This is a genomic window from Metabacillus sp. KJ11-3 (genome assembly GCF_055808295.1).
Genome location: NZ_CM147865.1, coordinates 2,250,618 through 2,269,616, shown reverse-complemented (window position 1 = coordinate 2,269,616; position 18,999 = coordinate 2,250,618). Strand labels below are relative to the sequence as shown.

Here is an 18,999-nt window from a genome sequence, read left to right as displayed (position 1 = left end):
AATGAACAATTCAGTAGAAGTATATCGCGATTTACCTCTTGAAGATGTGCTTGGTGACCGTTTTGGACGTTATAGTAAGTACATTATTCAAGATCGTGCATTACCAGATGCGCGTGATGGATTAAAGCCTGTACAACGAAGAATTTTATATGCTATGCATGTTGACGGGAATACAAATGATAAAAATTACCGTAAATCAGCCAAAACAGTTGGGAATGTTATTGGTAATTACCATCCACATGGTGATTCATCTGTTTATGAAGCCATGGTTCGAATGAGCCAGGACTGGAAAGTAAGAAATTTACAGATTCAAATGCATGGAAATAATGGGAGTATTGACGGTGATCCACCTGCTGCAATGCGTTATACAGAAGCAAGATTATCAGCGATTGCTTCAGAATTGTTACGTGACATAGAAAAAGAAACAGTTGAATTTGTTCCAAACTTTGATGATACAAGTAAGGAACCTCTAGTTCTTCCAGCTATGTTTCCAAATCTATTAGTCAATGGCTCGACGGGAATATCTGCTGGTTATGCAACAGATATACCCCCACATCATTTAGGAGAAGTAATTGATGCCGTCATCAAAAGAATGGATAAACCTGAATGTACAGTTGATGAATTAATGACGGTAATTAAAGGTCCGGATTTTCCAACTGGTGGGATTATTCAAGGTGTTGACGGGATAAAGAAGGCCTATGAAACAGGTAAAGGAAAAATCATTGTTCGTGGTAAAGCGGAAATAGAAGAGATTCGCGGTGGGAAACAGCAAATTACGATCACTGAAATTCCATTTGAAGTGAATAAAGCAAATCTAGTTAAGCGAATCGATGAATTTAGAATTGAACGTAAGGTCGAAGGAATTGCCGAAGTACGTGATGAGACAGATCGTACCGGGTTACGAATTGTCATTGAGTTAAAAAAGGATGGCAATGCAGCTGGAGTTCTTAATTATTTATATAAAAACAGTGATTTGCAAATAACGTATAACTTCAATATGGTCGCAATCCATAACCGCCGTCCAATGTTGATGAGCCTACCTTCCATTCTTGATGCCTATATCGGTCACCAGAAGGAAGTTGTGACAAATCGCTCAAAATATGAGCTGCGCAAAGCACAAGAAAGACAGCACATTGTCGAAGGGTTAATTAAGGCTTTATCTATTTTAGATGAAGTGATTGCGACAATCCGTGCTTCAAAGGATAAAAGAGATGCAAAGGATAATTTAATAAAAAAATATCAATTTTCAGAACCACAAGCAGAAGCAATCGTTTCATTACAATTATATCGTTTAACTAATACAGATATAACAGCGTTAAGAAACGAAGCAGAAGAGCTGGCTAAAAAAATTCAAGAATTAATTAATATTCTTAATGATGAGAAGGTACTTCTTAAAGTCATTAAAAATGATCTAAAAAGAGTGAAGAAAACATATGCTGATGATCGTCGCTCGGTCATTCAAGCAGAAATTGAAGAAATAAAGATAAACCTTGAAGTCATGGTGGCATCTGAAGATGTGATCGTAACCATTACTAAAGACGGTTATGTGAAACGAACTAGCCAAAGATCTTATGCAGCATCAAATGGTCAAGATTTTGGGATGAAAGAAAAAGACCGTTTACTTTCTAAAATTGACATTAATACAACAGATGTTGTGCTGTTGTTTACAAATAAAGGGAATTACCTGTACTGTCCGGTACACGAACTGCCTGATATACGATGGAAGGACCTTGGACAACATATTGCGAATATTATTCCTATTGAACGCGATGAAGAAATTATCAAGGCGATCCCAGTTAAAAACTTTGAGGAACCACTCTTCGTTACGTTTGTGACAAAATCAGGTATGGTGAAAAAATCTGAGCTTTGCGTATATAAAGCACAGAGATATTCTAAACCTCTTGTTGCTGTAAATCTCAAAGGTGATGACATCCTGGTGGATGTTCATCTGACAACAGGCAAGGAAGATCTGTTTATAGTTACACATCTTGGTTATGGATTATGGTTTGCAGAAGAAGAAGTGAATATCGTTGGACCTCGTGCGGCAGGTGTAAAAGGGATTAACTTAAAGCAGGATGATTATGTTGTTGGCGGAAGTATGTTAAAACGGGATACAAAGGCATTTTTAGTCATTGCCACCCAAAGAGGAGCAGTGAAAAAAATGTCAATAAATGACTTTGAAAAGTCTTCAAGAGCAAAACGTGGACTTATCATGTTAAGAGAACTTAAAAATAATCCACACCGAGTTGTCGGTGCTGAGATTGTATATAAAAATGAGGAATTTTTCCTTGAAACAGAAAAAGGTGTTATCGAAAGTGTTGATGTCTCTTCATTAAGAGCGAATGATCGATATAGTAACGGTTCGTTCGTGATTGATGAACAAGATGCCGGGTCTGTAAAGGAAACATGGATAGAAGTGAAAGAGGAAACAGGTAGATAAAAATCAAAAGGGCTGATCCATAAAATAGTGGATCAGCCCTTATTTTTATTATTTTTTTTGGAAATAGTCTGAAAATGCGTGAACAATTTCAATACCTTGGTACGTAAAAAGACTTAAGGCTGTAACTGAAAACAACACGATCGGTAACATTCTTATAATAAACATCATTTATATAACCTCCAATTTTTAGACTGATTTTGTATAGGAAGATTGATATAAACGATCTTTATCAAAGTAAGAAGATTGATAATAGACAGCATACAAAAATTGCCTTATTCGTTGATTCCAAGTAGTAAAATAGCTATAAAGCAATAATGCTATTGCGATTAGGACTGTGTATGCAATTTCCGGAAAAATGCCATATAAATCGAAATGTTTTTGATCTTCTTCAAGTAAAGCAAATCCAGTTGCTGCTTCATTTTCTACGGCAATGACTTTGCCTAGACTAATAGGATGATGTACCTGCGACATTGAAACGAGATGTATGCTAGTTATGAAGATCAATAGCAAAAATAATGATTTAAATAGCAAACGATGTCTCAATGATCTCACCCCTTTGCCAATTCATAGACCTATCTTAATCCTTTTTCAGCAATTTGAAAAGACATTTGTTTTGGATTCCAATGTTAATTTCTAATGAAAAGGTTATCATTCTATAAAAGATAAATGAAGGTACGAGTTAGTAAAAAATGGTATAATTTGAATAATCATTGATAATGAATTATCTATCCGTTCGTCATTAAAACTAAAAGAGGTATTGTGATGGCAGTGAAAAGTAAATGGAAAAGAATCTACAAAGTTTTAACATTATTTTTCTCCATTTTTCTCAAAATCTACTGGTATAAATTAAGGAAAAAATCTGATTCTGAGTGGGAAAAATTATGGCTTGAGATTGGTAAGAAGTTTCGAAAAACATTATTTGAGGTAGAGGGGCTACTAATCAAAATTGGGCAAATATTGAGTATTCGTTCAGATTTGCTTCCACATGCTTTTATCAGTCAAATTCAAGATTTAACTGATAAGGTCCCTCCTTCAAACTGGGATGAGATAAAAAACCAATTGGAAAATGAATGGGGTGAAAGACTTGACTACCATTTACAATCCATTGATCAACATTCGATCGCTTCCGCGTCAATTGGAGAGGTATATAAAGGAGTATTGAAGAATGGAACAACGGTTGCGATTAAAGTACAGCGACCTCACATACAATCCATTATTCAAACTGACTTTCGTACTTTAAGAATCATCATTTGGTTTGCTGATCACTTTGTGCCAGTCCCAAAAGGATTTATTCAATTTAACGTGTTGTTCAAAGAATTAAAGCAGGTGATTGAACAAGAACTTGATTTTCAATTGGAAATTAAATCACTTATATATTTTAAGGAGCGTTATAAGTCGTCCTCTGAAATCGTGCAAATCCCGTCCGTTTATAAAGATCTTTGTACATCAAAGATTCTTGTCATGGAATGGGTTGAAGGAATAAGGATTTCGGATGAACAGCAAATTAATCAGTTGCCATTTAGCAGGGAAGAGCTGGCAAAACGGTTAATTAGTGCTTTTCTTCCACAATGGTTAGAACCTGGATTGTTTCATGCTGATCCTCATCCAGGAAACATCCTATTTTCACCAGAAGGAAAAGTAATTATGTTAGACTTAGGGATGGTCGGGGAAATTTCAAAAAAGGATGCTACTTACTTTCAAACTTTAATCGGTAGTATACTAGCAAAAGATTATACAAAAGCAGTGGAATGTTTATATTATTTAGAATTTTTACATTCCCAGGATAATTCCCGAACGATGGAGAAACTGATGGAAGAGATTGTATCCTTTGATCCATCACAACTAAAGGAAGCCGACCTACTCAAATTAAAACTTGAAATGAATGATCTCATACAAGCATTACCAATTCAAGTTCCAACTAGGTTTGTATTTTTAGGGAGAGCAGTCGTCACTATTGAAGGGAATTTACGAAATTTAGTTCCGGATCAAGAATTGATAGAGCTGGGTAAACCCGTTTTTATGAAATGGATACAGTCACAAGGAAGTAATAAATGGTCTTTTTTATGGCAGTGGGCAAAATCTCAACCACTATTTAATATCATCCATTCTGTTACTGATTTCCTCCAAGCTCCTAAAAAGTACGAAATGGTAAAAGAAACGGAACAAAGGAGACTTTTTCAATTTACTGTTATTGAAAATAATAAGAAACGATGTTTTCAACTTGCTTTAATTGGTCTTATTGGGGTTGGTTATAGTATAGTTTCTTCACAGGATTTGTTGGGGCAGTTATCTGGTGGTTTAACTATTCTTTCAGCAGTTGGATATGGTATATGTGAAATCAGATTAAAAAAATGGATGAAATATATGCAAGAAGGACGCTAAATATGAAAAACGGCTAAACTCATTATGATAGAGTTTAGCTTTTTTCTTCGCTTAGACACTGGTATAGAAATGTGATTGTAAAGTCAATACTTTAATATTGTCATTACAATTTAAAGGGGGTTTTCACATTTTGGATAGTAAAAGAAACCTTTGGGCTGGAATTTTTTCGGTATAGGATTTGTAGCCTTTATCGATGAAACTGTATTTCACCAATTATTACATTGGCATCATTTCTATGATCAATCAACAACGGAAATTGGATTAATATCTGATGGGCTTTTTCATGCTTTTAGCTGGTTTGCTACAGTGATGGGATTATTTATGTTTGCAGATCTACGCCGTAAAGGGATTTTCTCTTTAAAAAGATGGTGGGGAGGTTCTTTGATTGGGTCAGGTGGCTTTCAGTTATATGATGGGACAATTCAGCACAAACTCATGAGGATTCATCAAATTCGTTATGTAGACACAGTGATCGTCTATGATTTGGTTTGGAATGGTATTGCGATCGTCATGATCATGTTGGGAATCATGTTGGTGTATAAGACTAGAGATCGAGAAAAGGTGAATAGAGGGAAAATGAAATATGATCAAGAATCTTCACCATGAAAGTGCAAATCCTTATAGTGAGCTATTTTTAATCTTTCTTTTCATACTAGTAATAGGTTATTTAGCAGCAACTATATACTTGTATTATCAAAAGAAAAAGTGGTCGATCATCAAATTTTATTGTTGGGTATTCGGAATCGTATGTATAGCGTTAGCGGTTGTTGGCCCTATAGCAAGTCAAGCACACCACCATTTTATGTTTCATATGATAGGACATATCCTGGTTGGTATGCTAGGTCCGTTTCTTCTAGTTTTGTCAGCTCCAATATCCTTACTTCTTAAAATCTTACCTGTGAAATATGCGAGGAAGGTGGCAGCTATACTAAAATGTTGGCCATTTAAGATACTTTCTGATCCAATTGTAACTACGATCTTAAATGTGGGCGGTTTATGGCTCCTTTACTCAACAGACCTATTTTTGCTGATGCATGAAAATGTCATTGTAGCTAATCTGATTCATCTCCATATGTTTTTGGCAGGCTATGCATTCACTTTTTCAATTCTATGTATTGATCCAACAGCACATAAAAAGTCGTTTATTTATCGGGCTACGATCTTAATTTTAGCTTTAGCAGCACATGGAATACTTTCAAAATTAATATATGTGCACCCACCTTTAGGTGTTTCCCGGAATGATGCTGAAATAGGTGCGATGGTTATGTACTATGGTGGGGATCTTATTGATTTTGGAATCATCTATGTCCTTTGTCTGCAATGGTATCATGTAAGAGGGAGAAAGCTGGACATTCACAAAAAGACTGCTAACTCTTTAAAAGGATGAGATCAGTCAATTAACATCCCTTACAATCTAAACATATGGTAAGCTTTAGGTATTAATGGTGTGTGAGGGATGAAGAAAATGAACAAAAAAGTCGTAATAGCCGGAGGAACGGGATTTATTGGCCAATTTTTTGAGAGGGAATATAACAAACTCGGTTATGATGTAATGATAATATCAAGACGTCCACAGCATGTTTCATGGGAAAATGAAGAAGGTATTGCAGATGCGTTAAATCATGCTGAGCTACTTATAAACCTGGCAGGAAAATCAGTGAATTGCCGATATAATGAGAGAAATAAACAAGAAATTATGAATTCGAGATTAATGACAACGAACCAATTAGGAGAAGCAATGAAACGTTGTACAGCTCCACCTAAATTGTGGATTAATTCCAGTACAGCTACAATCTACCGTCATGCAGAGGATCGTCCTATGACAGAAGATGATGGTGAGGTTGGATCCGGTTTTTCCGTAGACGTAGCGGCTGCTTGGGAAGATGCTTTTTTCATTCAATTTGCCAAACACAAGGCAAGTAGCCCTGCGAATTGCGATCGTCTTAGGAAAAAATGGAGGAGTTATGGTCCCATACCAAAGCTTAGTCAAGTTTGGCTTAGGAGGTAATCAAGGATCCGGTCATCAAAAATTCAGTTGGATCCATGTAGAAGATTTGTTCAGGATTGTCCTCTTTTTACAAGAAAGAAAAGATCTTGAAGGTGTATTTAATTGCTCCGCTCCTAACCCTGTGACAAACCAAGAACTGATGCAAAATCTTCGAAGTGTGATGAACGTTCCTTTTGGTCTCCCTGCACCTAAATGGATGCTTGAATTTGGATCAATCCTTATTCGAACGGAAACTGAGCTTGTGTTGAAAAGTCGTTGGGTCATACCGGAAAGACTTCAAAAAGAAGGGTTCAATTTTACATATGATACGCTTAATAAAACTTTACATGATATTTTAATTTCTTAAGAAAAGAAGGAAGACCCATAATTATTGCGATGGGTCTTCCTTCTTTTTGGGAATATAGTTGAAAATTTCATGTGTTTCAAACGTATCAACTAATCTATTTAACCAATTATAGTAATCTAATGCGTCATGTAATTTTTCAATATCACGTCTTACAGTTTTTTTATCATCCTCAGAAATGCCAGGACGTTCAAGAATTTTGTTTAATTCCTGTAGAGACTTTTCAATAGCGTTGACATTTATCATGACACCGCTTCTCCACTTAATAGTGAAAAAATCAATAAACGTTTGGTACCAGTCTTCTTCCACCTCATAAAGATCTTTTCTAATTCCTTTTTTCCACACTTTATCGACCATATGGAGATCCATTAAGGTTCTTACAGATGTACTCATACTCGTTTTACTCATTCCTAATTCATTCTTCATTTCATCTAATGTCATAGGTTCATTTTGAAAATAAAGAAGACCCCAAAGTCTTCCTATAGAAGGAGTAACACCATATAAATTCATGTTTTGTGATATTGCTTCAATCACACGTTCGCGAGCTCTCTCAAGTTCGTCTTTACCTTCCTGCAAACCCTTTCACATCCTATAAACCTTTTATCCCATTCTTAACGGGTAGTAAGTCTCCTCCTACAAAATTCGACAGTAGCAAAGAAGATAAGTTGGAGATAACTGCCGTAAAGAACCCATCAGTGAGGATGAAGTAAATCTCCACTGATAGAAGTCTCACTTTATATGTATAGAGTACCTATTTCTAATGTGAAAGTAAAGATAAAGAAAGTGAAGCATATGGAAGGATTTATAAGTATCAAGTATATAAAGTGCGTACAGTTTTTTCTGTACAAAGTTTACGCTCGAATATGAGCATATATGAGCTTTGTCATCTTTTTGTAATATTTCTATAATAGAAGAGCGAGTTAGAGACGGACAATTCATTTGAATGGAGGGCTAAACAGAATAAAATTGATGGTTGTCACGTTTTATCTAGTGAATATATAGAGGTGAAAAAATGAATATGGAAGAAAAAACGGTGAAAATCTCCGTAAAAGATGTGTCGAAAATATTTGGAAAGAATACCAAAAAAGCAGCACAACTTTTAAAACAAGGAAAATCAAAACAGGAGATATTAAAAGAAACAGGTTCAACGGTTGGTGTGAACCGTGCGAACTTTGAAGTGTATCCTGGAGAAATTTTTGTGATTATGGGTCTCTCGGGAAGTGGGAAATCTACACTTGTTCGTATGTTCAACAGATTAATAGAGCCTACAAGTGGTCAAGTGTTGATCGATGGAGAAGATATTGTTTCAATGAACAAAGAAGAGCTACGAAATGTACGAAGAAAAAATTAAGTATGGTCTTCCAGAAATTTGCTTTGTTTCCACATCGATCAGTACTTGAAAATACAGAATACGGTCTTGAAATTCAAGGTGTTGAAAAATCAGACCGTAAGAAAAGAGCATTGGAAGCGTTGAAACTTGTAGGCCTTGAGGGATATGAACAACAATTTCCGAGCCAGCTAAGTGGCGGTATGCAGCAGCGTGTGGGTCTTGCGAGAGCTTTAGCAAATGATCCTGACATATTGTTAATGGATGAAGCCTTTAGTGCATTAGATCCTCTCATCCGTAAGGATATGCAAGATGAATTACTTGAGCTTCAATCGACAATGGAGAAAACGATTATTTTTATTACACATGATTTGGATGAAGCATTACGAATAGGTGATCGCATCGCGTTAATGAAAGATGGAAACATCGTTCAAATTGGTTCTCCTGAAGAAATTCTTATGAATCCTTCAAATGAATATGTTGAAAGATTTGTAGAAGATGTTGATTTATCGAAAGTACTCACGGCTGCACATGTGATGAAACGTCCCGAAACAGTTCAGCTAGATAAAGGTCCACGAGTCGCATTAAAACTGATGCAAGACCATGCCATATCTACTGTGTATGTAGTAGATAAGCAAAAAAGACTAATCGGAGCTGTTTCTGCACAAGATGCAAAACAAGCAATTGAAAAGGGACTTTCGTTAAATGAAGTCATTATAAAAGACGTTAAAACTGTGTCACCTGATACTTTATTAGTTGATCTCTTTGATGATGTCTCAGATGCTGCAATTCCAGTAACGGTAATTGATGAAAACAACAGGTTAAAAGGAATTGTGATCAGAGGTGCAGTCATTGGTGCACTAGCAGGCAATGATACGTATATAAACGATACGGAAAAAGTAGAGCTCCCTGTAACTGAAGAAAGGGAGGTTTTATAATGGGAAATTTATTACCTAAACTACCGATAGGCGCATGGATTGATTTTTTCATCGAGTGGTTAGTTGATCATTTTGAACCATTTTTTGAAGGAATTGCCATTGGTTTGGAATCATTTGTCGAAGGCATTGTGGTGGGTCTCGGTTTCATTCCGTCGATTATTTTAGCTGTTCTTGTTGGTTTACTCGCTTGGAAAGTATGTAATTGGAAGATTGCGTTATTTACATTTATAGGGTTATTACTGATAGATAACTTAGGATATTGGGAAAATATGCTCGATACGATTGCCCTTGTCTTAACATCAGTTGGTATATCTATTATTCTTGGTATTCCGATCGGAATTTGGGCCTCGCAAAGTGAGTTAGTCAGTAAAATTGTGACACCACTTCTCGATTTCATGCAAACAATGCCTGCGTTTGTTTATTTATTACCTGCAATCTTTTTCTTTAATATTGGTGTTGTACCCGGAGTTGTAGCATCTGTTATTTTTGCGATGCCTCCTACTATACGTTTAACAATTCTCGGAATAAAACAAGTTCCAGAAGACTTGATTGAAGCAACACAAGCGTTTGGGTCAACAACTCGTCAAAAATTAATAAAGGTTCAGCTTCCGTTAGCGATGCCGACTATTATGGCTGGTATAAATCAGAGTATCATGCTTGCATTATCGATGGTTGTTATTGCTTCAATGGTTGGTGCTCCCGGACTTGGAGCAGATGTTTATCGGGCAGTGACACAGTTACAAACAGGTACGGGATTTGAAGCTGGATTAGCGATAGTTATTATTGCCATTATACTTGATCGAATTACGCAGAATATTGGGAAAAAAGCATAAAAAACTTCCGTACGTTTTGTATGTGTAAGTTTTTAATAGATTCATCCAAATAGGATGTAAAAACTTAAAGGGGGACAATAGAATGTTTACAAAATTATCAAAAGCAACATTAGCATTGGGTCTTACATTTGGTCTGGCTGCTTGTGGTGGTGAAGAAACATCAAACGATTCATCAAACTCAGAAGGAAGCACAGCAACTGTTGGAGAAAACGTAGAATACAAAATCACTGGTATTGATCCAGGTGCAGGTATCATGAAGGCAACTTCATCTGCACTTGAAGAGTATGAATTAACTGACTGGGAATTAGTAGAAGGGTCAGGTGCTGCGATGACTGCTGCTCTTCAAAAGGCTTATAAGAAAGAAGAGCCTATTATTGTGACAGGTTGGACACCACACTGGATGTTTTCTAAGTTTGATTTAAAATACCTAGAAGATCCTAATGGTGTTTATGGGGAAGCAGAAAACATTCATTCTATTGCACGTAACGGCTTAGCAGAAGATCTGCCTGGTGTACACAAAGTATTAGATCAGTTCTTCTGGACACCTGATGAAATGGGTGTTGTAATGAGTGCAATTCAAGATGGTACTGCACCTGAAGAAGCTGCAGCTGCGTGGGTGGAAGAAAATGCTGACAAAGTGGCTGAATGGACAGAAGGTGCTGAAAAAGGAAATGGTGAAGAAGTTAAACTAGCATATGTTGCTTGGGATAGTGAAATTGCTAGCACAAATGTAGTGGCAAAAATATTAACTGACTTAGGATATGAAGTAACACTTAGTCAAGTTGAAGCTGGTCCGATGTGGGCTGGTGTAGCTGATGGTAGTGTTGATGCACATATAGCTGGATGGTTACCATTAACACATGCTGATCAATATGAAAAGTATGAAGGTGACTTCGAAGATCTAGGTGCAAACCTTGAAGGAGCAAAAACAGGATTAGTTGTTCCTGCATATATGGACATTGATTCTATTGAGGATTTAAAAGAATAATAGGTAAACACCTGCAGAATTTTAATCTGTAGGTGTTTTTTTATATGAAAACTAATGATAAGAATGAAGAGAATGAAATTATTTTCCCAAAAAAATATCAATAAGGTCTTGAATATTTTCTAAATTCATTATAAGATTAGAAAAATCAGATAAATCAAATAATGAAACGCTTTGATCGGGAGTATTAAGGATTCAAAATTGTTCAGAGAGCTGTCGGCTGGTGCAAGACAGTCAATTCATTCCCCAACTCGCCCGGGAGCGGTAAGACTGATAGAGGTAGGTCTTAACGGATGACGACCGTAATAAAGTCATTAAGCGGGTTCATTTTATTTAGTATATGAACCAAAAAGAGTGGTACCACGTAGGCTAAGCCTGTCGTCTCTTATGAGATGAGAGGCTTTTTTATTTTAATTAAAAATTAATTATACAAAAAAAGGTGGAAGTTATCATGAAAAATACAAATAAGTATACTAGAGGATACTTTATGCCCCCAGTAACAAGCTTGAAATGGACTGAAAAGGAGTATATTACAGAAGCTCCTACTTGGTGTAGTGTCGATTTACGTGATGGAAATCAGGCTTTGGTCGTACCGATGAGTCTGGAGGAAAAATTAGAATATTTTCAATTACTATTGGAAGTAGGATTTAAGGAAATAGAAGTAGGATTTCCTGCCGCTTCAGAAACAGAATATGCTTTTTTACGTACGTTAATTGAACAAGATCTTATTCCAGATGATGTAACCATTCAAGTGTTAACGCAGTCAAGAGAGCACATTATAAGTAAAACATTTGAAGCATTGAGAGGTGCAAAAAAAGCAGTTGTTCATCTTTACAATTCCACATCTGTTGCCCAGCGTGAGCAAGTATTCAGGAAATCTGAAGAACAAATTATTGATATAGCAGTAAATGGGGCAAAATTGCTTAAAAAGTATGCTGCTGAAACCGAAGGGCAATTTCAATTTCAGTATTCCCCAGAGAGCTTCACAGGTACAGAAATGGAATTTGCACTTGAGATTTGCAATGCTGTTCTAAATATTTGGCAGCCTACCGATGAAAATAAGGTCATCATTAACCTTCCAGCAACGGTATCCATGTCCATGCCGCACGTTTACGCTAGTCAAATTGAGTACATGAGTGATCATCTTCATTTCAGAGACAATGTGATTCTTTCCATCCACCCTCATAATGATAGAGGAACTGGAGTAGCAGACTCAGAGCTGGGGATGCTTGCAGGTGCACAGAGAGTTGAAGGAACACTATTTGGAAATGGAGAAAGAACAGGAAACGTTGATATTGTCACACTTGCCTTAAATATGTTTTCACATGGAATAGATGCAAAACTGAACTTTGATAATATCCCGAAAATTATTTCTGTATATGAAAAATTGACAAGAATGACGGTTCATGAAAGACACCCATACGGTGGTGAACTCGTATTTACTGCATTCTCAGGCTCCCATCAAGATGCTATTGCGAAAGGCATGAAATGGCGAGAAGAAAAAGAGTGTCAGCATTGGACTGTACCTTATCTATTAATTGACCCAATGGATATTGGCAGAGAATATGAAGGAGATATTATCCGTATTAATAGCCAATCAGGAAAGGGTGGAATCGGTTATATCCTTCAACAATCTTATGGTCTTGACTTGCCTGTTGAAATGCGAGAAAGCTTTGGCTATAGCGTGAAAAATGTATCAGACCGTAAGCACAAAGAGCTTATGCCAAGTGAAATTTATGATATTTTTATTGAGGAATATGTGAATATTAATACACCTGTTGAATTTATTCATTATCATTTTATCTCAAATGGAGAATATGAGACGATTGTTTCCATTCGGACGGATAATGAACTATATGAGTTAGTCGGTAAGGGAAATGGAAGACTTGATGCAATTAGTAACGCCATTCAAAATCATTTGAATATTGATTATAAAGATTTAGTCTATAAAGAGCATGCTCTAGAAATTGGATCTGGCTCAAAAGCTGTTTCGTATGTAGGAATAACTGCAGAAGATGGTACAATATACTGGGGCTGCGGTATTGACGTTGATATCATGACTTCATCGGTAAAAGCTTTATTTAGTGCCATTAACAAAATGGTTTCAAGCTTACTTACAGTTGAAAAAGAATTAATTATTGTAAAAGAATAATGAAAGAAAACATTATCATTTCATATAGATGAAAATACGAGGAGCTGGTTCTTATCCATTTGAATCAGCTTCTTTTATTTTTTTAAAACCTTTATTGTATATTTATCTAGATCATTCTAGTTGGAGAGAAGGGGAAATGGCACATTTAGAAAAAGTGTTACGCAAACTTCAACCAACAGATATTCTTCATACAAGTGATTTTTTATTTTGAAAAAGCAAGTGAATCTGAGGGTGGAAAAAGAACTGACACTCCGAGATAAGGAACATCAGCCGGAAACAGAAAAAGAGGTGTATAAACAATTAGATGCTTGTCTTTTAACCAGTGATGAATTTGATTTGGAAGTTTTTTAAAGATCCGTTGCATTGGGATATTACGGAAAAAGCTTAATGAAATTTGGAATTATTAGAGGTATATGGTCTCTTTTTTATCATAAGAGTTATTGTATGAAAATAGATTAGCTAATAAGCGTTTCAAAATCCTTATGAGATAGAAAGTATTAATAGTTATATTCAACAGATGCTTTTGAAGAGTATTGCATTTTAATTAGGGTGGATTATTTAATAAACAACATACCATCACCAAACCGTTCACGACTCCTGGAATGAAAGCGGTTTATATTAGTGTGAGGCACTGGCTAATCTTTAAATTAAGAAGTGTATATTCAAACCAAAAAGCATCAATAGAATGTAGGATACATACAAAGGAAAAGATAGATTGGTAGCTTCTCATAACGAGTGGCTGGGGAGGTTTTGAGGAGGTGGTTCCACAAGAAATAGATCGGGAAATTTTCCGTCCACCATTACTTAGAAATAGTAAGGCAGAAGCATTTTTTGGTGACACATCAAAGGCTTATCATAAGAGCAAATCAGGATAGGGAGTAACACTCTTAAGTAAGAAGATTAAGAAAATAATAGAATGTAACATACTTGAAGAAGTACAAAGCAAGATCTCTAAATCAGGACTAAACTTTAGCATTCTCAATCGACCATGTGAACGTTATAAATTGCTGCTAGCTGTTAACAAATTTATTTGATGGAAGTGGGAGAAAAAATGATAACAAGAAATGATGTTGAATATTATCATGAAAATGGTTATTTGCTTGTTAAAGGAGTTTTTAATAGTCATGAAGTAGAAGAAATGCGCAGATCTGTTGACAACATTATTAAAAAAGCTGCAGAAGCAAAACTTGACAGTAACCATGCATGGCAAGGGGATTTTGTTTCGGAAAGAGAAATTCATAAGCTTGTATTAAAGGGGTTTCATAATCTGGAATACCATGATTCTTCTTTTATCAAAGCAATTGTACATGAGAACATGATTGAGATATTATCGAAACTAATCGGTCCGAATGTTCAACTACATCACTCAAAAATGTTAGTAAAGCCCCCAGAAAAAGGGGCGGCCTTTCCAATGCATCAAGACTATCCATATTTCCCTCATGAGAAGCATTCTATGTTGGCTGCTAGTGTACATTTGGATAATGCTGACATTGAAAATGGATGTTTACATGTTATACCTAAATCCCATCAAAGTGGACCTCTTGAACATAGGGGACAGCATTATTTAAACCATAAGGAATATCCTATTGAATTAGGTACACCATGTCCTGCGGAAGCGGGGGATGTGTTGTTTTTTAACTATTTAACAGTTCACGGATCTCAATCTAATAAAAGCAATCGAACTAGAAGAAATGTTCTGTTTCAATATCGTGATCCTTTAGATCTGCCAGTGAAACATGTCCATGTGGATTGGGGTCAAGGTTTAATGGTTTGCGGAGAGAATCCTGTGTTTAAAGAATATGATCCAAATAAAATCGTAGATAAGTTTAAAATAGGATCCTAGTCTTGTTAGAAACCTGGAGTTTTCATATAATTGAGAATTATTATATGTAAAGTAATAAAGGAAGGTAAAAGACTAAAAATAAATGGTTAGTAAGAAGTCTCTAAGTTTACTTAGAGACTTTCTTATTGTTTGTGTTTTCATATTCTTATCAATTGTATAGTCCTCATTGATTCTAAAAATGTTTAATTTATAGCGACAACGCTTCGGAGTTGTAGATGCATCTTGTTAGGTGATTGTAAAGGTTCATCAGAATGAATCATATTATTAAAAACAGCTTAACATTGGAATTATGATGAAACTCAGTATTTTATTGATTACTGCAAGCATGTTAGCAGCTTGTACAAACGCGAGCAATAGCAGCCAAAAAGAAGAAAGTAAGCATATCAGCTTTCTTATAATTTTTCAACGAATTCTCTTGAACCACATGTTGATACAAGCTATGTTCCACTAAGAGCGGGAATAACTGAAACGTTAGTAAGATTGGATGTTGGATGTTTTTGTAACTGGTTGCTTTAATGTCTTAAACATAAATTAATTGGTACTAGGAAATACTCTCCAAGCAAATTATATGTATTTTAATTATAAAGAAATATACTTAATTAGTAATTGTAGGTATTAAGTAAGGGGTTTCATATAAAGTATACAGTATAATTGTATGAAAATTCATAATAGTAATGCTAAATAAGCTTGGTCATGATACAATTAAACTTGACATATATTCCATAAATATCCTTATTTCCAAGTGAGAGTCTTCTTCATTTCGAAAACCAGCCTTACCAGTCATCCTGATACTGTGTAGGGCTATTTGTGTAAAAAAGGAGGTGGTATTCGTGTTGGAGTGGTTAGAGCTTCTTGTCAAATTGTTAGTTGCTGCTGCCACACTTTTCTCTTCCATCACAATCGGGTTAAAAAACATAGATGATTTAAAAAGAAAGTCAAAAAGAAAAGACGCCTCCTATAAGGAAGACGTCAATAAAAAGTGCTTACAAGTAAATTATAATACAAATTATAACAAAAGGTGCGAAAAAAATAAAATTATCAGAAGTTTTATTGGATAATAAGGATATATGGAATTATGTCACTTTAATAAAGGAGGAATCACAATGAGTAAAGTTGGGTTAATTCCTTTTACTATTCAAACTGTATTAAAAGATACAAAAATTATTCCACCAGGTATTAAATTAGTCGGTGCACCTAATTCATGGGAGCAAGGTTATTTTGGTAATGGAAATGTTATTGCTGTTCTTGATACAGGATGTGATTCCAGTCATTTCGAACTCCAAAATCAAATTATTGATGTTTATAATTTTACAACAGATGATAAAGGAGATCCAAAAAACGTAAACGATTATAATGGTCACGGTACCCATGTATGTGGAACGATTTGTGCAGAAGAAAATGATAGAGGTGTAATTGGTGTTGCACCTAAAGCAAAGCTTCTTGTTTTGAAGGTGCTCTCTGGTCAGGGGTATGGAGAAACAAAATGGGTTACAGAAGGTATTCGGTATGCAACAAAATGGCGAGGACCAAATGGTGAGCGTGTAAGGGTAATATCGATGTCTTTAGGGGGAAGAGATGATCATCCAGATCTTCATAAGGCAATTAAAGAAGCTATCAGCCAAGAAATTCTCGTTGTATGTGCTGCCGGTAATGAAGGGGATGGAAATCATGAAACAGATGAGTTTGCCTATCCTGGAGCATACCCTGAAGTTGTACAGGTAGGATCGGTTAATTTACAGAAGAAGATTTCAACATTCAGTAATACGAATAAGGTGATCGATCTTGTAGCCCCTGGTGAAGAAATTATTTCAACATATCTCAATAATGAATTTGCCGTCTTATCAGGAACATCTATGGCGACCCCACATGTATCAGGAGCTGTTGCTCTTATTATTGAACAATGTGAAAAAGAATTTGACCGTTCTCTAACTGAGGCTGAAGTGTACGCTCAACTTATTAAAAGAACCATTTCATTAAATTACAGTAGGCGCTACCAGGGTAACGGATTGCTGGATTTGAGTGTAGGTGTTGATTCCAAGATCGAAACAGTACAAACAGCAGCTAACAAGTAAAGTACGCATTGTTTATGAAAAATACGATAAGGAAATTATAAAAAGAGCGCAGCAGCCTGTGCTCTTTTCATTGGGCTGGAAAAGAGAGCCTATATAATGTTGTATAATAGAGAACTAGGTTCCAAGTATCTTACTTTTACCCTGTAATTTATAAATGTGACAATAATTAATGAAATAAAATGCATATCTTTAACTAAGAAAGAGAAAGTACAAATTAACCGTATATCATAGTAAATAGAAAAAATGGGAGTTGTTTTATATGGCAAATGGTGTTGAAGATTTTTATTGTGACGAGGTGTTAAGCGGTAAGACGGAAGTTGAAAAAGTTTTAGAGACTGATCAAACTTTAGCCTTTTATCATACCCGTCCTTTTTATGATGTACATATCGTTGTAATCCCTAAAAAACATATCACATCTTTAGTAGACATTAATATTAATGAAAGAAGTATTTTTGATGATTTATTTCAAGTTATTCAAATCGTGTCAAAACAAGTAAATGATCAATATGGTGCTTGTACGGTATCAACCAATATCGGAGAGTATCAGAGTAATAAGCATCTACATTGGCATGTGCATTATGGAAACCGTATTAAGTATAAAGATGGGACTTGGTGTTGATAATTTTGAAAGATATAGAGAAGAGGGATAGATATGGAAATAAGCGTAAAAGCAGCATACGACAAGCTTGCAAGCGATTATGAACATAATGTTGATACAAAAAATGCTTTTAATGCTTACTACGAAAGACCTGCAATGGTAAATCTTCTTCCGTCCGATTTAACAAATATGAAAGTGTTTGATGCTGGTTGTGCTGCAGGTTGGTATACAGCCAAGTTACTAGAACTTGGTGCAGAAGTAACTGCAACTGACATAAGTAAGGAAATGGTAGCAGCGACTCAACGGCGTGTTGGAAACAGAGCGAAAGTTCTAAATTTAGACTTAGAAAAAGAACAACCCTTTGAAAATGAATCTTTTGATTACATCATCAGTTCACTTGTCATTCACTATATAAAAGATTGGGATAAGACCTTTAGTGAATTTCATAGGATAATGAAACCAGGAGGGATATTACAATTTTCCATACACCATCCATTTATGGACATTAAATTCTCCAAAAATCAAGAGTATTTTTCTAAAGAGCTAATTGTTGATCAGTGGGAAAGGCAAGGAAAAGTAATAGATGTTCCTTTTTATCGAAGACCACTGAATGAAATAATAAATAAAACACTGGAATATTATTCGATTGAAGGAATAGTCGAACCTAAACCTACAAAAGAGTTTAAATCACTAAATCCCGAGAGTTATGAACGGCTAATAAAACAACCTAATTTTTTGATTATAAAGGCTATTAAGAAACACTAAAGATCAATAATCCGGTGCTTTCCTTATATAAGGTTAGTGCTTTTTTTAGTTAGCTTTGGATAAAAAGTTGATCAGTGTCAGGAAATTAATGATTGAATGATTGGTGGTGTGGATGTGATGGTAAGAAGTTTATTTACAATAGGAATAATTCTACAATTCACCTTCCTAATTTTGTATTTTAGTGCGATTTTATCTAAAATGAATAATGTAGGAGGTGCAATCCTGTGTTTATTCCTAAGTTTAACAAGCCTTATGGTAGGAGTACTTATATTAAAATATCATACAAATAAATTGTCATCTTTGCCTATAATTT

General features: G+C 35.4%; 14 protein-coding genes, 3 pseudogenes and 1 other annotated feature. Of the genes and pseudogenes, 15 read left to right on the top strand and 2 right to left on the bottom strand.

What is annotated here, in order from left to right:
- Nucleotide 1 precedes the first annotated feature (1 nt).
- On the top strand, nt 2–2,440 hold the full coding sequence (gene parC, locus AC0L8O_RS11560) for a DNA topoisomerase IV subunit A (RefSeq protein WP_026561642.1): 2,439 nt from the start codon (nt 2–4) through the stop codon (nt 2,438–2,440).
- Between the two features lie 186 nt (nt 2,441–2,626).
- Here the strand turns inward: parC and AC0L8O_RS11555 are convergent, their stop codons facing one another.
- Nucleotides 2,627–2,983, bottom strand: coding sequence for a hypothetical protein (locus tag AC0L8O_RS11555; RefSeq protein WP_026561641.1), 357 nt, complete (start codon nt 2,981–2,983; stop codon nt 2,627–2,629).
- A gap of 219 nt (nt 2,984–3,202) precedes the next feature.
- Between AC0L8O_RS11555 and AC0L8O_RS11550 the strand changes: the two genes are divergently transcribed.
- The 4 genes and pseudogenes from AC0L8O_RS11550 to AC0L8O_RS11535 all read left to right on the top strand — a co-directional run bounded on the left by AC0L8O_RS11550 (nt 3,203) and on the right by AC0L8O_RS11535 (nt 7,176).
- Nucleotides 3,203–4,822 carry an ABC1 kinase family protein gene (locus AC0L8O_RS11550; protein ID WP_473448185.1) on the top strand — a complete coding sequence of 540 codons (1,620 nt, stop codon included), beginning with the start codon at nt 3,203–3,205 and terminating at the stop codon, nt 4,820–4,822.
- Nucleotides 4,823–4,916: 94 nt separating this feature from the next.
- Nucleotides 4,917–5,428, top strand: a pseudogene (locus AC0L8O_RS11545) (DUF2243 domain-containing protein).
- Entirely contained in the window at nt 5,406–6,209 is an 804-nt protein-coding gene (locus AC0L8O_RS11540) for a cytochrome c oxidase assembly protein (protein WP_473448184.1), read from the top strand. The pseudogene AC0L8O_RS11545 and the gene AC0L8O_RS11540 overlap by 23 nt, the downstream one beginning before the upstream one ends.
- A gap of 78 nt (nt 6,210–6,287) precedes the next feature.
- Nucleotides 6,288–7,176: pseudogene (locus tag AC0L8O_RS11535) on the top strand (TIGR01777 family oxidoreductase).
- 21 nt (nt 7,177–7,197) lie between these two features.
- On the opposite strand, the gene AC0L8O_RS11530 reads toward AC0L8O_RS11535, so the two are convergent.
- Nucleotides 7,198–7,749 carry a GbsR/MarR family transcriptional regulator gene (locus AC0L8O_RS11530; protein WP_026561825.1) on the bottom strand — a complete coding sequence of 184 codons (552 nt, stop codon included), beginning with the start codon at nt 7,747–7,749 and terminating at the stop codon, nt 7,198–7,200.
- 436 nt (nt 7,750–8,185) lie between these two features.
- Here AC0L8O_RS11530 and AC0L8O_RS11525 point away from each other — a divergent pair.
- The 10 genes and pseudogenes from AC0L8O_RS11525 (at nt 8,186) to AC0L8O_RS11480 (ending at nt 18,686) form a co-directional block, all read left to right on the top strand.
- Nucleotides 8,186–9,438 (top strand): annotated as a pseudogene (locus tag AC0L8O_RS11525) (quaternary amine ABC transporter ATP-binding protein).
- Entirely contained in the window at nt 9,438–10,271 is an 834-nt protein-coding gene (locus AC0L8O_RS11520) for an ABC transporter permease (protein WP_026561826.1), read from the top strand. Before AC0L8O_RS11525 ends, AC0L8O_RS11520 begins: the two are co-directional and overlap by 1 nt.
- A gap of 82 nt (nt 10,272–10,353) precedes the next feature.
- Nucleotides 10,354–11,259 (top strand): glycine betaine ABC transporter substrate-binding protein, encoded by a 906-nt coding sequence (locus tag AC0L8O_RS11515; RefSeq protein WP_026561827.1) that lies wholly within the window; start codon nt 10,354–10,356, stop codon nt 11,257–11,259.
- A 162-nt stretch (nt 11,260–11,421) separates the two neighbouring features.
- Nucleotides 11,422–11,645 (top strand) — a binding site (T-box leader).
- Nucleotides 11,646–11,707: 62 nt separating this feature from the next.
- Nucleotides 11,708–13,408, top strand: a complete 1,701-nt coding sequence (locus tag AC0L8O_RS11510; protein ID WP_026561828.1) for a 2-isopropylmalate synthase — start codon at nt 11,708–11,710, stop codon at nt 13,406–13,408.
- A 207-nt stretch (nt 13,409–13,615) separates the two neighbouring features.
- Entirely contained in the window at nt 13,616–13,759 is a 144-nt protein-coding gene (locus AC0L8O_RS11505) for a hypothetical protein (RefSeq protein ID WP_156932016.1), read from the top strand.
- A 700-nt stretch (nt 13,760–14,459) separates the two neighbouring features.
- The gene (locus tag AC0L8O_RS11500) at nt 14,460–15,251 is read left to right on the top strand and encodes a phytanoyl-CoA dioxygenase family protein (RefSeq protein WP_026561829.1); all 792 of its coding nucleotides are present in this window, start codon (nt 14,460–14,462) and stop codon (nt 15,249–15,251) included.
- Between the two features lie 830 nt (nt 15,252–16,081).
- Nucleotides 16,082–16,309, top strand: a complete 228-nt coding sequence (locus tag AC0L8O_RS11495; RefSeq protein WP_473448181.1) for a hypothetical protein — start codon at nt 16,082–16,084, stop codon at nt 16,307–16,309.
- 45 nt (nt 16,310–16,354) lie between these two features.
- Nucleotides 16,355–17,323: a S8 family peptidase gene (locus AC0L8O_RS11490; RefSeq protein WP_034332902.1), complete on the top strand. Its 969-nt coding sequence runs from the start codon at nt 16,355–16,357 to the stop codon at nt 17,321–17,323.
- A 259-nt stretch (nt 17,324–17,582) separates the two neighbouring features.
- Entirely contained in the window at nt 17,583–17,942 is a 360-nt protein-coding gene (locus AC0L8O_RS11485; RefSeq protein WP_026561830.1) for an HIT family protein, read from the top strand.
- A gap of 33 nt (nt 17,943–17,975) precedes the next feature.
- Nucleotides 17,976–18,686 carry a class I SAM-dependent methyltransferase gene (locus AC0L8O_RS11480; RefSeq protein ID WP_026561831.1) on the top strand — a complete coding sequence of 237 codons (711 nt, stop codon included), beginning with the start codon at nt 17,976–17,978 and terminating at the stop codon, nt 18,684–18,686.
- Nucleotides 18,687–18,999: the final 313 nt, after the last annotated feature.

Excerpts from the sequence above, each read along its gene's own strand:
- parC (WP_026561642.1), top strand. The coding sequence starts at position 2 with ATGAACAATTCAGTAGAAGTATATCGCGATTTACCTCTTGAAGATGTG.
- AC0L8O_RS11550 (WP_473448185.1), top strand. The coding sequence starts at position 3,203 with ATGGCAGTGAAAAGTAAATGGAAAAGAATCTACAAAGTTTTAACATTA.
- AC0L8O_RS11520 (WP_026561826.1), top strand. The coding sequence starts at position 9,438 with ATGGGAAATTTATTACCTAAACTACCGATAGGCGCATGGATTGATTTT.
- AC0L8O_RS11490 (WP_034332902.1), top strand. The coding sequence starts at position 16,355 with ATGAGTAAAGTTGGGTTAATTCCTTTTACTATTCAAACTGTATTAAAA.
- AC0L8O_RS11540 (WP_473448184.1), top strand. The coding sequence starts at position 5,406 with ATGATCAAGAATCTTCACCATGAAAGTGCAAATCCTTATAGTGAGCTA.
- AC0L8O_RS11500 (WP_026561829.1), top strand. The coding sequence starts at position 14,460 with ATGATAACAAGAAATGATGTTGAATATTATCATGAAAATGGTTATTTG.
- AC0L8O_RS11510 (WP_026561828.1), top strand. The coding sequence starts at position 11,708 with ATGAAAAATACAAATAAGTATACTAGAGGATACTTTATGCCCCCAGTA.
- AC0L8O_RS11485 (WP_026561830.1), top strand. The coding sequence starts at position 17,583 with ATGGCAAATGGTGTTGAAGATTTTTATTGTGACGAGGTGTTAAGCGGT.
- AC0L8O_RS11515 (WP_026561827.1), top strand. The coding sequence starts at position 10,354 with ATGTTTACAAAATTATCAAAAGCAACATTAGCATTGGGTCTTACATTT.
- AC0L8O_RS11480 (WP_026561831.1), top strand. The coding sequence starts at position 17,976 with ATGGAAATAAGCGTAAAAGCAGCATACGACAAGCTTGCAAGCGATTAT.